Source organism: Streptomyces stelliscabiei (assembly GCF_014873495.1).
GTDB classification, from domain to species: Bacteria; Actinomycetota; Actinomycetes; order Streptomycetales; family Streptomycetaceae; genus Streptomyces; species Streptomyces bottropensis.
This window is the reverse complement of record NZ_JADBGF010000001.1, coordinates 3,448,743-3,463,495: the sequence shown is the minus strand read 5'-3', so window position 1 is coordinate 3,463,495 and position 14,753 is coordinate 3,448,743. Positions and strand designations below refer to the sequence as shown.

Genomic DNA, 14,753 nt, shown 5'->3' with positions numbered 1-14,753 from the left:
CGCGCCCCTAGAGCTTCCCCGCGATGTCCAGCGCGGCCACGTAGCCGAACGTCATCGCGGGCCCGATCGTCGAGCCGGCGCCCGCGTAACTGCGGCCCATCACGGCGGCGCTGGCGTTGCCCGCCGCGTACAGTCCGGCGATCACCGTGCCGTCCGGGCGCAGGACCCGGGCGCGGGCGTCGGTGAGGAGGCCGCCCTTGGTGCCGAGGTCGCCCGGGACGATGCGCAGGGCGTAGTAGGGCGGCAGCCACAGGGGCGCGAGGCAGGAGTCGGGGCGCACGGACGGGTCCGTGTAGTAGTGGTCGTACGCGCTGTCGCCCCGCCCGAAGTCCGTGTCGTCCCCTTGCCGGGCAAGGGAGTTGAAGCGGTCGACGGTGGAACGCAGGGCGGCGGCGGGGACACCGATCGCACCGGCCAGCGCGTCGATCGTCCACGCCTTGTGGGCGGCCCCGGCGTCGTACCACTCGTCCGGGAACGGGAAGGTCGGCACGATGTCCTTGAACAGGTACCGGTTGCGGTAGTTCTGGTCGACGATCAGCCAGGCCGGGATGTGCGAGGCGGACGACGTGTCCTTCTCGTACATCGTGTGGACGACGTCGCTGTACGGCCCCGCCTCGTTGACGAACCGCGCACCGGCGCCGTTGACCAACAGCCCACCGGGCAGGGTGCGTTCGGCGAGACAGAACCAGGCCTGCCCCGGGGTGTCGATCGCGGGCCCCCACCAGGCGTCGTCCATCAGCGCGAGATCGGCGCCGGCCCGCTGACCGGCCCGGATCCCGTCCCCGGTGTTCTCCTTCGCCCCCACCGTCCACCGCGTCCCGACCGGCTGCTCCTGGTACTGCGCCCGCATGGCCGCGTTGTGCTCGAAGCCGCCGGAGCCGACGACGACACCCTTGCGGGCGCGGACCAGCCCGGTGGAGCCGTTCCTGGTCACGACCGCCCCCGCCACGGCCCCGTTCTCCAGGTACAGGTCCGTCAGCGGGGTGTTCAGCCACACCGGCACACCGGCGCCGAGCAGTCCTGCCCGCAACCCGCCCGCCAGCGCCTGCCCCATGGTGAGCGGCTTCTGCCCGAGCAGCGCGGCCTTCGTCCCCCGGGCCAGGCACTCGGTCGCGACGGCCAGGCCTTTCGCGCTCACGGTGGTCAGCGCGAGCCACTTGTAGTCGGCGCTGAACACCACCATCCCGGCCGGAGTTGCCAGATAGGCGGGATTGAGCCGGGCCAGCTCCTCGCCCAGCAGGTTCCCGTCGAACTGGTCCGGTTCGACGGACCGCCCGTTCGGCAGTCCGCCCGGCAGCTCCGGGTAGTAGTCGCTGTACCCCTCCATCCACCGGAACCTCAGCGGGCTGTTGGCCATGACGAACGACAGCATCGCGGGCCCGTGGTCGAGGAACGCCTTCTGCCGGTCGGCGGGTACCTCGGGCCCGACCACGGCCGCGAGGTACTGCGCCGCCTTGGCGGGAGTGTCCGGCACCCCCGCCGCCTTGATCACACTGTTGTTGGGCAGCCAGATCCCGGCCCCCGACCGCGCCGCCGACCCCCCGAACGTCGGCGCCTTCTCCACGACGACACAACTCAGCCCCTGCTTCGCCGCCGTGAGCGCGGCGGTCATCCCGGCCGCGCCGGAGCCGACGACGACCACGTCGTAGGTGCCGAGGACCGGAGGGGCGGCGGCCACGGCCGGACTCCCCACGACCCCGCCGGCCGCCACGGCGGCTCCCGCCCCCGCGGCCGTACCGAGCACCCGCCGCCGACTGGGGCCGGCCTCCGCCCCCGTACGTCTCTCAGGATCCGCGCTCTTGGACATGCCGGACGCTCCAGCCTCACGAAGGGATGGTGGCCGTGCTGCCGCCCCGGCGGCGACGGTCCCGTTCGCGCCGGGCGGTGTGCGGAGCCTCGAATCTGACGGGAAGGGGTGGTGAAGTCAAGACGTGTACTGACGCTTCATCAGATTCCGCTGCTCAGGCCCTGCTCAGGCCCTGCGTGGGCCCCATTTGACCTGCGTGTTCGTTTCGCGGGGTGGGCGCGCGGGAAATGTTCGGGCAGCGTGGTCCCGGTCTGCGGACCGAGGGAGGGGGACGCTGTGCATGACCTCGTACGGACGCCGGACCACGTCCGGACGGCCGACGGGCGGCGGTTGCGGGTCGAGTGCGCGGGGGATCCGGGCGGACGGCCGGTGTTCCTGTTGCACGGCATGCCCGGGAGCAGGGTGGGACCGAGACCCCGGTCCATCTTCCTCTACCACCGCGGCGCTCGACTGATCAGCTACGACCGCCCCGGGTACGGCGGTTCGGACCGGCGACCGGGACGACGGGTCGTGGATGTCGTGGGGGACGTCGAGGTGGTCGCCGACGCGCTGGGGCTGGACCGCTTCGCCGTCGTGGGCCGGTCCGGCGGGGCCCCGCACGCGCTGGCCTGTGCCGCTCTGCTGCCCCACCGGGTGACCCGGGCCGCCGCACTCGTGACGCTCGCGCCGCAGGACGCGGAGGGCCTTGACTGGTTCGCCGGCATGGCCCCGCACAACGTCCGTGAGTTCCGCTCGGTCCTCACCGACCCCCGGGGCTTCGTCGCCCAGCTCATTCCCCGGTCGGCCGCCATCCGGTCCGACCCCGCCCGGCTGCTCGACGAACTGCGCGGCGATCTCACCGACGAGGACCGGGCGATCGTCTCGGACAACGGCATCCGCTCGATGCTGCTGCGCAACTACCACGAGGCGCTGCGGACCTCGCCGTACGGCTGGATCGACGACGCGCTCGCGCTGACCGGCCCCTGGGGTTTCGACCCGGCGGAGATCAGGGTCCCCGTCCTGCTCTGGCACGCCGGAAAGGACGTCTTCACCCCCTCCGCCCACTCCTCCTGGCTCGCCGACCGCATCCCCGGCGCGGTCACCGTCTACGAACCCGCCGCCGCCCACTTCGCCGCGATCCGGGCCCTGCCGGGCGTCCTGAGCTGGCTCCTCACCGCCACGGCGCCGGCCGCGGCGTGAACGGGCCGCTCGCGCGGGCCGCCGTGCCCCGAACACACCGGGCGCACCCCCTCACACGGCCAGCGGCTCCAGGTCCCGGTACACCCGCCGCCGCTGACCCACCAGACGGGTGATCCCGTTGCCCTCGCCCAGCTTCTGGCCGAGCCGGCGCAGCTCCGCGAGGGTCGCCTCGCGCAGGCGCTGGGCCTCCTCCTCACGGCCCAGGGCACGCAGCGTCAACGCGGAGTTGCTGACGACGGCGAGGGTCTCGGGGTGCTGGGGGCCGAGGAGGGACTTCAGGACGTTGCGGGACGGCTCCTCCAGGGCCCAGGCCTCCTCCGGACGGCCCTTCTCCGCCAGTACGTTGGCGTGGTTCGCGCGGGCGAAGAGGGTGTGGGGGTGCTCCTCGCCGAGTCCCGCCGCCATGCGCTCCGTGACCTGCTGGAACACCTCCTCGGCCTCCTCCGCGTCCCCGCAGGCCCACAGGTAGATGCCGAGGTTGTTGAGCGCGGCCTGGGTGTAGGGATGCTCCCTGCCCGGCACCTGCACATAGTGCTCCAGCACGCTCCGGACCGTCTCGCGCGCCCGGTCCGGCTCGTCGGCGGCGTACAGGTCGGCCGCCAGGTTCAGCTCACAGGCGAGCGAGTCGGGAATCGGCTCCGGGTACTTGTCCCTCGTGTACTGGGTCCGGTACTGGGTGAGTGTCGCCCGGGTCAGCCGATGCGCGTCCACGAACTGGCCCGCCCGCCTCAGCGACACCGCGAGCGACTTGGCGCAGCTGAGCGTGCCGGGGAAGTCCTTGCCGAGAATCCGCTTGTGGATCTCGTACGCCTCGGACAGGACCGCCACCGAGTCGGTGTAGCGGCCGACCTCGCGCAGATCGCGGCCGAGTCCCTGGGCCGAGATCAGCGTGTAGGGATGGTCGGGCCCGAGTACCTCCCGGCGACGGGTGTAGGTGTCCTGGTCGACGTCGCGGGCCTCGTCGTAGTGACCGACCATGCGCAACGCGAGCGCGAGGTTGTTCGCGGCGTTGAGCGTCCGGCCGTGCGACTCGTGGAAGATCTGGCTGAACCCCTGGTGGGCCTCGCGGGCCAGCTTCACCGCCTTGGTGTACTCGCCGAGGGCGGCGAGGTCGCTGGCGAGGCTGGAGGTGGTGACGTAGGTGTGGGGATGGGTGGGGCCCAGCACCCTCAGCTGCCGCTCGCGCACCTCCTCGTCGATGTCGCGTGCCTCCACGAAACGCCCCTGGGTGCGCAGCACGTTGGCGAGCTGGCCGTGCAGGTACATGTACTGCATGTCGTCCTCGCCGAGCGTCTCCTTCCAGTACGCCAGCAGGTCCTCGGCGAGTCTGCGCGCACCGGGGAAGTCGCCGCGCTTCCACAGGTAGCGGACCCGGTCGATGAGCAGCCGGCGGGGTTCGACCTCGTGGCAGTCGCGCAGCTCGGAGGCGTTCAGATGCGGCCAGATGATGGCGAAGCGGGGCCAGGTCTCGGCATCGTCGATGGGTTCGTCCCCGGGCGGACGGGCACCGACGAGCATCGTGTGGACCACGTGCCGGGCCTGCCGCTGCTCCTCCTCGGTGAGCCGGGAGCGGATCACGGCCTGCACCAGACGGTGGACCTGGATGCTGGTGCTGGCCTGGTCGACCTTGGCGAGGGCGAAGCGGCCGATCTCCCGGATGACCCGGCCCAGCATCAGGCTCTCCTGCAGACTCGGGTCGACCTTCTTCAGCTCGTCGAGCATCTCCCGGCTGTACAGCAGGTGCGAGGAGATCGGCTCGGGGGCCATGAAGGCGCACAGCTGCAGCAGCCGCACCGAGGCGGGCGAGCGATCCCGCAGCCGGGTGATGGAGATGTTCCAGGTCGCCGCCACCGTCTGCGGGTAGTCGGCGGGCTGGTTGAGGTCCAGAACACCGGTGGTCTGTTCGTTCAGCTGGCGCAGGTACTCCTCGATGGGAGTGGCCGTCTCGGCGAGCCAGGCGGCCGCCTGCTCCACCGCCAGCGGCAGGTCGCCGACCGCCTCCGCCACCCGGTCCGCCTCGTCGGCGCTCAGCCCGGGGGCCCGCCGCGACAGGTGCTCGACGCTCTCGTGCCGGGGGAAGACGTCGACGGGCAGCGAGGTGCCCCGTTGCTCCCAGGTCTGGTTGCGGGAGGTGACGAGGATGTGACCGCCGCCGCCCTGCGGAAAGAACCTGGTCAGTTCCTCGGGGTTGTCGGCGTTGTCGAAGACCAGGATCCAGCGCTTGGTCGGCACCCCCTCGGCGAGCATCCGTACGGTCTCCTGGCTGACCAGTGTCATGTCGTCGCCGCCGGGCGCGTGGATGCGCGCGCCGAGTTCGGCGAGGGCGGAGGTGACGCCGTCGCCGTGCTCGGCGGAGATCCACCACACCAGGTCGTAGTCGGCCATGAACCGGTGCACGTACTCCAGCGCGACCTGGGTCTTGCCGACGCCACCGAGACCGAACAGGGTCTTGGGCTGGCTCCCCACGGCCGACACCCCGCCCCGCAGCTGTTCCCGCAGCTCGTCCAGGATGCGGCTGCGGCCGGTGAACGTGGTGTTGCGCTGCGGCGCGTTCCACACGGTCGGCGCGCTGCCCGGGAAGCGTGGTTCCACGACCACGAGGTCGTCGGGCCGCTCGGGCAGCTTCAGCGCGCCGAGCAGGGCGGAGACGCACTGGCCGGCGTCGAACCGGTAGAGGTCCACCGGCTCGTGGTCGACGTACGCGTCGGGGAAACGGACCTCGTCCACGCGCAGCGGCACCGTGGCGGCGCGTGGCATCGCCAGGGCGGTGTCGGCCAGGGAGCGCCAGACCGACAGGGCGTGCCGGGACTTCTGGAAGGCGTGGGACACCAACAGCAGGGCGCGCGTGGCGGTGTCCAGGCGCTCCGGGGGGCCGGTGGACACGTCGTGCAGGGTGACGTTGCACCCGGCCTGTCTGAGGACGGCCTCCACCCAGTCCGCCCACATCCGGTTCTCCGCCGCGTACACGATGAGGATGTCCGTCATCGGCTGCCGCCGGGTGAACGCCTCCAGACAGCGCTGGCGCACCGGTTCGGGGATCGGTGGCAGCGCGGTGACCTCACCGTCGGAGATCACCTTCGTCAGCCGTTCGAAGGCGGACAGCAGGGAGTTGGCGATGTTGCTCTTGTCGCCGACGGTCGCGAGCGTCTCCTCGTACGCGTAGAACGGGACGTACGGAATCTCCATCGCGCCCCAGTAGGCGTCCTGTTGCTCGGCGCCGAACTCCTCGCCGTCGAGGCCCCTGGGCAGCCCCTCGAACCGCAGCCGTGCCAGGGCCCGGCCCGCGTCGACCTTCCGCTTCTCGCCCTCGTCGATGCGCATCAGCACCGGCAGCACCCTGATCCGCCGCTTGTGCTGGCCGCCCTCGACGCTGCGGGCCACGGCGGCGGCCCCGTCCAGCGACTGACCGCTGAGCGTGAAGCAGTCGACGAGCACGTCGGGCATCTGGATGGTGCAGATGTCCGCACTGTCCGACAGGCCGGTGCGGCTGTCGATGAGGACGTAGTCGTAGGACCCCTTCATGTCCTCGCGCAGCGCGTCCAGGAACTGGCCGCCGCCCAGCCGCTCGTAGAAGTTGTCCCATTCGAACGACGACACGGTCGCCGAGTACTCCCGGTTCCGCCGGCCGGCCGACAGGAAGTCGAGCGAGCCGCCCTCGGGGAAGGACAGCCCGAGCCGCTCGGGGCCGAGGGACACGGCGTGCTGCTCGACCCGGGCGTAGTCCCGGTGCCAGGGTCCGCTGCGCGGGCCTCCGGTGGTCGCGGCCCAGCAGTACTCGGTGATCATGTCCAGGACGCCGGTGGTGGACGCGAGGACGCTCGGATCGAGGAACGGCTGGAAGAAGCGGTCCAGGCCCGGTGCCTCCAGATCCCAGTCGACGGCGAGCACCCGCTTGCCGTTGGCGGCCAGGATCCAGGCCGCGTTGGCCAGGGCCATCGTGCGGCCCGTACCGCCCTTGTACGAGTAGAAGGTGATGATGCGTCCGTCCTTACGGGCCGTCATGCTTCTCCTCCGTGGTCGGAATCCGCATCGGGGTAGGTCGGATCGGCGAGACTCAGCCGGGGCCTCGGGGTGACCGGGCCGGGGGGGCGGGTGGGCCTTGGCGTGTCTGAGGAACTGCCGGGTCGCCTGGGCCACGACCACCGGCAGGATCTCGGTGAACTGCTTCAGCGTGGGTACGCCGTTGACCGCCGCCCAGCACTTGGCGCGGCGCCCCCGCTCCAGGATCACCGGCAGGGTGTCCTCCAGCTGCTCCTTCAGCCGCTCGCCCTGTTCACCGCGGCACTGGAGGTCGAGGCGGTTCCAGGGGACGATCACCCCGACCCACGGGTGAGCGGCCGAGTCGAACGTCTTGAGCCGGTGGCGCCGGTCCCGGTCGAGCAGGGCCCAGCGGTCGAGCAGCAGGATGCCCGGATGGGGTTCGAGCGGCTGCCCGGTGCCGTCGGCCTCGGTGTCGCCCGGGGTGAGACCGTCGGTGCCGGGGTCCGGCAGATCGAAGTCCGACACGGTGATCCGGTAGTCCAGTGACCGGATCAGTTCCTCGGCCAGTGCGGACAGCGGTCGCCTCGACTCGCTGTGGTAAGGGTTCCACTCCGTGGCGTCCTCGCCGTAGGGGACGGCGTCGCGGCCTTCCGGGACCGAACTGCGGCTGGGCGCGGCCACGGTGAGGTGGATACGGCGTGGCCCCTCGCCGTGCGGCCGGAACGCGCTGTGCGTGGACTCGTAGGGCCGGGGCCGGCTCGACGGCAGCGGGGTGTTCTCGGCGACCTGCACGATCCGCTGGGCGAGACCGAACACGATCTCCTCGTACTCGTCCCGCAGCCGTTTGAGTTTGATCAGCCCGTAGATCCCGTACGACGTGTAGCGCTCGCCGTACTGGGAGCGCTCGACCTGGATCTGTCGTACGGACTCGGGGAGGTTTTCGAGGTCCATGCTCGTCCACAGGGCCGGGACGATGGCCGGGATGTCGCCGAGGCCCGCGTTGCGGGCCTCGCGTATGCGCTCGTCGAAGGCGAACCACTCACGGCCGCAGTTGTCGCTGGAGAAATAGCGGGGCGAGTACAGCGGGACGAACACCCGGCAGTGCGCGAGGTTCTCACTGAGCCGGTCGGGCCAGCCCTCCCCGGACCGCATCTCCCGGTCCAGGAATCCCGCGGGCGTCCCCCGCGGATGAGCGGTGAGGGCCAGGACGTCCGCGCACAGATCCTTGTAGAGCAGGTGCACCCAGTGGTCGGGATCGCCGCTGTCGGGTCCCGAAGGCGGTGTGTGCGCGTAACTGAGAAAGAAGTACGGCCGATTGTCCGGAGCCCGCCCCCGCGCAGATGTGTCCACACGCCCCCGCCTTTCGATGCCTCGTGCCCCCCGCCCAGGCGCCCTCCAGCCGGAACCAACAATGTGCCCGATCAACCCCCGGGCACATGGCTCGTTTCACGTCATTTCAGAGCGATATCCGGACATCAGATGCCGGGCCGCGTCGACAGCATCGCGTATCTCGAACAGAAACGTCGGTTTTCCCGCGAACTCCCTTTCCGTGAACAAAGCATGCGGTAGTCGAGCGCCGATCGCCGCGAAGTCGCCGTCGAACAAAGAGAGATCCGGATACTCGATCCAATTGCCCTTGTCCTCCACCACACAGCGATACGTGCGGGTGGGCGGCGGCGGGGTCATCCGGTACTCGGCGAGATGGAAGGCGGTGCACACCTCGAACCCGACCCGCAGCAGCAGCACCTGCGCGCCCGCCTCGTACAGCGCCGCCAACGGGGACCGCTCACCGAGGTGACAGTACGGGTCGTGGCCGGCGAGAAGCTCCTCGGCGCGGCGTCCGATCGCGGCGAACGAGGTCTGCGGATGCGCGCTGCGCACCGCCCCGGGAGTGGTCCGCACACACTCGGCGAGCGCGCCCATGGTGGGACAGGGGGTGGCGTTCGGTTCGAACGGGGGCATCGACGCGCGGAACTCGGCCTTCTCCCGCTCGGTCATCCCCTCGGTACGGCGGTGATGGGCGGGGGAGGTGTCGGAGTTCTCCGGGGTGAAGGCGGGGACGACGAGTGTCCCGTCGGGGCCGAGGGTGTCCAGCAGGGCGTTGCGTACCTCGGTGGGGCTCCATCCGGTGCCGCGCAACGAGGAGTGGACCATGAGGACACCACCGGGCCGGACACCGATGCCGGCGAGCGCGTCGCGCGGCCGAGTCGTATCAGCCATGCACCACCGCCAGTTCCGCACGCAGCTCGTCGACCAGGTGCAGCCCGCTCGACGTGAGGCGACGGCCCGAGGAGGTGGAGACGAGCCTGTCCAGGGCGTCCTCCGCCCGTCGGCGCAGCGACGCGGCGGTGTCGTGGGGGGCCGAGGCCAGGCCTCCCACGCACGCACTCGCCTCGTCGAGCAACCGCCCGGCGTCGCTGCCCGGCACGCACAGATCCGTGACCTCCCGCAGGGCCGCGAGCCTGGATCTGCGCCCCAGGAGCGGCAGTTCCCGTACGAACGCGTCCGGTTCGAAGTCGACGGCCACACCGAGCGCGCCGAACGCGTGGGTGCCGAGCCGTAGTCCGCAGCCCGGGGCGAGCGGGGTGATCGTGGTCACGACGAGTGCGTCGGCGGCCTTGCGCCAGCCGGGCTCCCGCGCGTCCAGCGCCTCGTGGGCCGCCTGCAGCCGCTTCACGAAGAGGGCCAGGTCGCTCGGAGGCAGGGGGTCCGCGACCGGCGCCTCGAAGCGGTCGCGGGAGGGATCGGCGTCGTCGAGGAGCAGCGCCGGTCCGTCGAGGAGTTCCACCGTCTGCGACGGCCGCCACCCGGCGGTGAGTTCCGTGCCGTCGTCCCCCGTGCCGTGTACCTGGAGACCGTTCGCCGTGCTCACGCACTCCACCCGCCCGGGGCCCGACAGCCGCACGGTGCCGAGGGTCGGCAGGTGGAGGTCCGGGCCGGGCTGCCGCCAGGTGAGGGTGGCCTCCGCGCCCGCCGACACGGCGGCCGCCGTGACCGCCGCCAGCAGTCGGGGGAGGTCCGCGGGGCCGTCCAGGGAGCGGCGCAGCACGGTCCGCAGATACGGGTGGGCGAGGACGGTGTTGAGGTGCGCGGCGGTGGCGCCGTCGGCGTCCAGCCGGACCAGCACCCGCCAGGCCGCGTCCCAGTCGGGGTCGCCCGCCAGCCGCGCGTTGACCCGGGCCAGCAGGTCCCGGTCCAACCGCAGTTGCGCCAGCCGCAGTTCCTCGGCGTCGGTGACCGCCGGGTGGAGCGCGTGGTCGGTGATCCGCTCAGCGATGCCCTCCACCAGGCCCCGCAGGTCGGCGCAGAACACCGACGGGTTGTCGAAGCCCTTCTCCTTGCTGTGGCGATGGGCGTAGAGGCCGCCGCCGCAGGACTCCACGACCGGGCAGCGGCGGCAGGTGTCGCTGATGCCCGCGATGCCCAGCTGGCGGGCCCGGACACCGGGATGCTCGGCGAACTCCGCGAAACCGTGCCGGAAGACGTCGTAGCCGGTCGCCGGGGCACCCTCGTACGCCGTCTTGAGCGAGTCCGCCTGCTCGAAGGTGCCGTCGGTCTCGATCACGGCCAGGTCGGACGGCGCGAGCCCCAGTGCCTCGGTGAGACTGGGGCCGCCGCGCAGCGTGCTGAGCACCGACTCGAAGGTGCGCACCGGCATGGGGCGCCCCTGTTCCTCCCACCGGTCGAAGACCCTCAGCAGCCAGTCGGCGTAGGGCGTCGGCGGTCCCCCGGCTTGCTGACCGGGGGGCGGGAAGTCCCAGGTGGAGTGGGGGAGCAGGTAGTCGATCCGGGGCGGATCGAGCGAGGTCAGCGCGTCGTGCACGGCGACCGGGTCGTTGGCCACGTCCACCGTGCACAGAAGGCCCTGGTAGAGATGCCGGTGTTCGGGGAGGCGGAGGAGTTCGATCGCCCGCAGGACCCGGTCGTAGCTGCTGCGGCCCCGACGGTCGAGCCGGTGGCGGTCGTTGGCGACACGGTCGCCGTCGAGCGAGACCCCCACCTTTACCCGGAATTCGTCGAAGATCTGCAAATGATCTCTGTTCAACCGTACGGCGTTGGTGTGAATACGCAGATCGAGGGCGGTGACCGGGGCGAGGGCAAGGGTGAGTTCCGCGCAGATTCGCCGGAGCCGGGCCGGTCCGGCGAGGAGCGGTTCACCGCCGTGCAGAATGACGGTGACGGAATCCAGATTTCTCGCCAGCACGTACTCGGTGAGGCGTCGGGCCACTTGGACGACGGTTTCCTCGGAGATGACGGTCGGCCGCGAACGCCACGACTGGTCGGAGGCCTCATACACGTAACAGTGGTCGCACGCCAGGTCGCACCGACTGTGGATCTTGAGTACCAGTTGCTGGATCGCGGGGTCCCTCACTTCGGCAGTGTAAGCCCTCACGTCATCCGGGGAAGACATGACGACGGGGCCCAACTTCCTTGATCAACAAGGAGGTTGAGGCCCCGGCCGACCCGTGTCAGATGCTGGAGGTGAAGCCCTGCCTGGCGAGGTCCAGGTCGCGAGCGTCCGTCACCCGTCCGGTGGAACGCTGGGTGCGGGGCTCGTGTGCGGCGACCGTCGCGAGCGGGGCGAGCCTCCTGTGGGCCGACCGGGTGGTGTCCGATCCACGTGTCGTCTTCGTGAGGGAAAGGTTCATCGTCGCTCCAGTTCGAAAAAAGGGACGCTGTCATCGGTCCCTTGCTGACGAGATCCTTTTGGTCGAGGCTCGGACATGAGGGGGGACGACAGACTACAGACGTGCGCGTTTCTATCATGCGCCGACAGGTGTTCGCTGCGCGATATGAGCGGGAGGCGGCCTGGCGCGAATTCAAGATTGACGAGAGCATGACCATTCCGTCGACTTCGGCATCCGTACGAGGTGTGCATGGCTGCGACGCCCGGCCCCAGCACCACGGTGAGTGATCGAGATCTGTCCCCGTTGTTCCACGTGTGCGACGAGAAGGCGGTGACCCATCAGGGGGAATCCTTCAAGGTCGTCCGTACGCAGCTGGTCGTGCTGCTGCTCGCCACCGCGACCGCTTCCCTGGCCGAGCGGATGGGCAGCCGGGTGCCGTCGGCCGTGGCGGCCGTGCTGTACGCCCTGACGATGGGGATCGGGGTCTACGCGTCCCGTCGTCGTGCCCGGGTGCAGTGGCAGGCGCATCGGGCGGCGGCCGAGGTGGTCAAGTCGCTGGCCTGGCAGTTCATGGTGCATGGCGGGCCGTTCCCCTCACGGCTCGTCAATCCCGAGGCGCTGTTCGCGGAGCGGCTGGAGGAACGGCTCAGCGAGCTGCGCAAGGTCGGGTGGGACGACCCCCGGGAGGCCGTCACCGAACTCGGGCTCGGGCAGATCACGCCCATGATGCGCGCGGTCCGCGCCAAGCCGTTCGCGGCGCGGCGCGACATCTATCTCCGCGACCGCGTCCTGGAACAGCTCTCCTGGTACGGCAACAGCGCCGGGGAGGCGCATCGCTCGTCCGTGCGATGGTCGGGCATGACGACCTTTCTGACGCTGCTGGCGCTGGTCACCGCCGTGTTGCGGGCCCTGGGGACGATCGACGGCCGCTGGGACCCCACCGGGGTGCTGAGCGCCGCGGCCGCCGCGGGCGTCGCCTGGCAGGAGGTCCGGCGGCACCGGCCGCTGACGTACGCGCACAAGCTCGTCGAACAGGACCTGGACACCCTGCGCGTCGCCATGAGCACCACCGTCGGTGAGGACGGCTGGGCCGACGCGGTCGCGGAGGCGGAGCGGGTCGTCTCGCCCCAGCACACGGACTGGCTGGTGCGGTTCGGGTCCTGACCGCCACGGCGAGACGGCGAACGGTACGGGAGGCGGGACGGGAGAACGGGACGTCAGGCGCGGCGTACGCCCGGGCTCCACAGCACGGTCACCGGGACGCACGTGAGGCGGGCGTAGTCGACGATGTCGGCCGTCCCGCCGAGGCCGCGGGGCGGGTCGCCGTCCCAGACGGCGATCAGGCGGTCGGCGTGGTCGACGATGTAGCGGCCGGCCGCGTGGTACGCCTCCTCGTGGGTGCGTTCGCGCGGCAGTTCCACGCGTTCGCCGCAGCACTTCAGGAGCCGGCGGTAGGCGGCCCTGACCTCGTCGTCGCCGAGGTGGGCCTCATAGTCCATGCCGGGAATGACGGCGGTCAGTTGCAGACCGCTCTCCAGGGCGATCTCCGCGAAGAGCTGGTCGGCGCCGGCGGCGAGGCTGCTGAGGGCCCGGGTGGCGGCGGGACGGCCCCCCAACTCCGCCCGGAGGCCGGCGCGGACGGCGGGGAGGGCGGCGTCCGGGATCTCGCGGTGTCCGGTGATACCGATCCGGGTCACGTGGCCTGGCATCCGAGCGCTCACCTCCGTGGCCGCGTTCCTCCGAGTAACCCTAGCGTCGGACGACGTCCGCGAGAACGACACGTACGGGCGTTCGGTGGGGCGTCACGGGCTCACGGGGGCGACCGCCGGGCGACCGCCGTGGCGCCGACCGCCCTCACGCGCTCCGCGTGCTGCGGCTGGCAGGAATGCCGACGGGGTGGCCGTAGACGTGTTCGCCGGGTGCCGAGTGGTGGCGGCACGGTGGGGCGGCCGTGCGGTGCACGGTGGCACGGCGGGTCGGCCGTGCTCCGGCCGCGCCTGCCCGCCGTCAGTCGCCCACCGGGTCCAGGCTGATGGGGGCGATACGGCCGTCCAGCATGGCACCGATGCCGAGGGCGGCGCAGACGTCGGGGCGTTCGGCGATGTGGACCGGCATGCCGGTGGCGTGCCGGAGCATCTGGTCGAAGCCGGGGAGGAGGGCGCTGCCGCCGACCATCATGATGCCGCGGTCGGCGAGGTCGGCCACCAGGTCGGGCGGGCAGTCGCGCAGCACCTTGCCGATGCCGTCGACCACTGCGGTGAGCGGGGTCTGGATGGCGTCGCGAACGGCCGCGGTGTCCACCTGGACGGAGCGTGCGAGCCCGGTCGCCACGTCGAGGCCGTGGATCTCGGTGGAGGCGGGGCCGTGCGGGGTGAGGCCGTTGCCGGAGAGGGCGAGCTGGAGCGGCCGTACGGACTGGCTGGGCAGCGTCAGTTCGTGACGCAGCCGCAGGTGCTGCACGATCGCGTGGTCGATGGCCTCACCGCCGACGGGGATGCGTACGGCGCTGACGACCGAGCCGAGGGAGAGGACGGCCAGCTCGGTGGCCCCCGCACCGCAGACCATGATCATCGTGGCCTCGGGCTGCTCGACGGGCAGCCCGCAGCCCACGGCCGCCGCGATCAGCGTGTCGACCAGTTCCACGCGCCGGGCGCCGAGGCCCACCAGGGTCTCGATCGTGGCGCGCTGGGCGAGCGGGTCCGCGTCGTGCGGGGTGCAGGCGGCCGCGCGCAGGACGGGCTTGCGGCGCAGGTTGCGGCGGACCCGGTCGCCCAGCAGCTGACGCAGCATCCGCTGGGCCATCTCGATGTCGACCACCGTGCCGCTGGAGACGGGCCGGACCACCCTGATGTAGTCGGGCGTACGGCCCATCATCTTCTCGGCGAACTCCCCGACGGCGATCAGCGCGCCCGTCCGGGTGTTCACGGCGGCCACGCTCGGCTGGTCCACCACCAGGCCCGCGCCCTTCACGTACACGCGGGTCCGCGCGGCTCCCAGGTCGACGCCGAAGTGGCAGCGGCGCAGCTGCTCCAGACTGGCGGTCATCGCGGTCATTGCGGATCCTCCCGAGAGCACGGACCGAGCGGGCCGCCGCCGGTCGGCGGGTCCCTGGTTCCCTTGCATCGTGCGCGGGCCGGCGCCGGGCTGCCCGCTGGGGT

General features: G+C 71.4%; 9 protein-coding genes and 1 pseudogene. 2 read left to right on the top strand and 8 right to left on the bottom strand.

The features are described from left to right. Window positions 1–7: 7 nt before the first annotated feature. Window positions 8–1,807, bottom strand: coding sequence for a 3-oxosteroid 1-dehydrogenase (gene kstD / locus H4687_RS15115; RefSeq protein WP_046919709.1), 1,800 nt, complete (start codon window positions 1,805–1,807; stop codon window positions 8–10). 276 nt (window positions 1,808–2,083) lie between these two features. Between kstD and H4687_RS15110 the strand changes: the two genes are divergently transcribed. Continuing rightward, complete coding sequence (locus tag H4687_RS15110; RefSeq protein WP_046919708.1) at window positions 2,084–2,986, top strand: alpha/beta fold hydrolase; 903 nt, start codon at window positions 2,084–2,086, stop codon at window positions 2,984–2,986. 51 nt (window positions 2,987–3,037) lie between these two features. Here H4687_RS15110 and fxsT read toward each other — a convergent pair whose 3' ends face one another. From fxsT to H4687_RS15085, 5 genes and pseudogenes are all read right to left on the bottom strand, one after another. Continuing rightward, entirely contained in the window at window positions 3,038–6,988 is a 3,951-nt protein-coding gene (fxsT, locus tag H4687_RS15105; RefSeq protein WP_050398300.1) for an FxSxx-COOH system tetratricopeptide repeat protein, read from the bottom strand. A 111-nt stretch (window positions 6,989–7,099) separates the two neighbouring features. Further along, window positions 7,100–8,317, bottom strand: a pseudogene (locus H4687_RS15100) (TIR-like protein FxsC); the annotation flags it as partial. Window positions 8,318–8,413: 96 nt separating this feature from the next. Then, entirely contained in the window at window positions 8,414–9,187 is a 774-nt protein-coding gene (locus H4687_RS15095; RefSeq protein WP_046915879.1) for an AAC(3) family N-acetyltransferase, read from the bottom strand. After that, a complete protein-coding gene (fxsBH, locus tag H4687_RS15090; RefSeq protein WP_046915880.1) occupies window positions 9,180–11,339 on the bottom strand; it encodes a radical SAM/SPASM protein FxsBH, inactivated beta-hydroxylase extension form in 2,160 nt (719 codons plus the stop codon). Before fxsBH ends, H4687_RS15095 begins: the two co-directional genes overlap by 8 nt. Window positions 11,340–11,436: 97 nt before the next feature. Beyond that, on the bottom strand, window positions 11,437–11,616 hold the full coding sequence (locus tag H4687_RS15085; RefSeq protein WP_046915881.1) for a hypothetical protein: 180 nt from the start codon (window positions 11,614–11,616) through the stop codon (window positions 11,437–11,439). A gap of 228 nt (window positions 11,617–11,844) precedes the next feature. Between H4687_RS15085 and H4687_RS15080 the strand changes: the two genes are divergently transcribed. After that, on the top strand, window positions 11,845–12,759 hold the full coding sequence (locus H4687_RS15080; RefSeq protein WP_046915882.1) for a DUF4231 domain-containing protein: 915 nt from the start codon (window positions 11,845–11,847) through the stop codon (window positions 12,757–12,759). A gap of 53 nt (window positions 12,760–12,812) precedes the next feature. Here the strand turns inward: H4687_RS15080 and H4687_RS15075 are convergent, their stop codons facing one another. Together H4687_RS15075 and H4687_RS15070 are read right to left on the bottom strand one after the other, a co-directional pair. Then, window positions 12,813–13,304, bottom strand: coding sequence for a hypothetical protein (locus H4687_RS15075; protein ID WP_225966702.1), 492 nt, complete (start codon window positions 13,302–13,304; stop codon window positions 12,813–12,815). A 298-nt stretch (window positions 13,305–13,602) separates the two neighbouring features. Further along, window positions 13,603–14,640 carry a rod shape-determining protein gene (locus H4687_RS15070; protein WP_046915884.1) on the bottom strand — a complete coding sequence of 346 codons (1,038 nt, stop codon included), beginning with the start codon at window positions 14,638–14,640 and terminating at the stop codon, window positions 13,603–13,605. Window positions 14,641–14,753 lie beyond the last annotated feature (113 nt).

Bases quoted from the DNA above. Each gene is read 5' to 3' on its own strand.
- H4687_RS15075 (WP_225966702.1), bottom strand. From the start codon at position 13,304: ATGCCAGGCCACGTGACCCGGATCGGTATCACCGGACACCGCGAGATC.
- H4687_RS15070 (WP_046915884.1), bottom strand. From the start codon at position 14,640: ATGACCGCCAGTCTGGAGCAGCTGCGCCGCTGCCACTTCGGCGTCGAC.
- H4687_RS15095 (WP_046915879.1), bottom strand. From the start codon at position 9,187: ATGGCTGATACGACTCGGCCGCGCGACGCGCTCGCCGGCATCGGTGTC.
- H4687_RS15085 (WP_046915881.1), bottom strand. From the start codon at position 11,616: ATGAACCTTTCCCTCACGAAGACGACACGTGGATCGGACACCACCCGG.
- H4687_RS15080 (WP_046915882.1), top strand. From the start codon at position 11,845: ATGGCTGCGACGCCCGGCCCCAGCACCACGGTGAGTGATCGAGATCTG.
- fxsT (WP_050398300.1), bottom strand. From the start codon at position 6,988: ATGACGGCCCGTAAGGACGGACGCATCATCACCTTCTACTCGTACAAG.
- kstD (WP_046919709.1), bottom strand. From the start codon at position 1,807: ATGTCCAAGAGCGCGGATCCTGAGAGACGTACGGGGGCGGAGGCCGGC.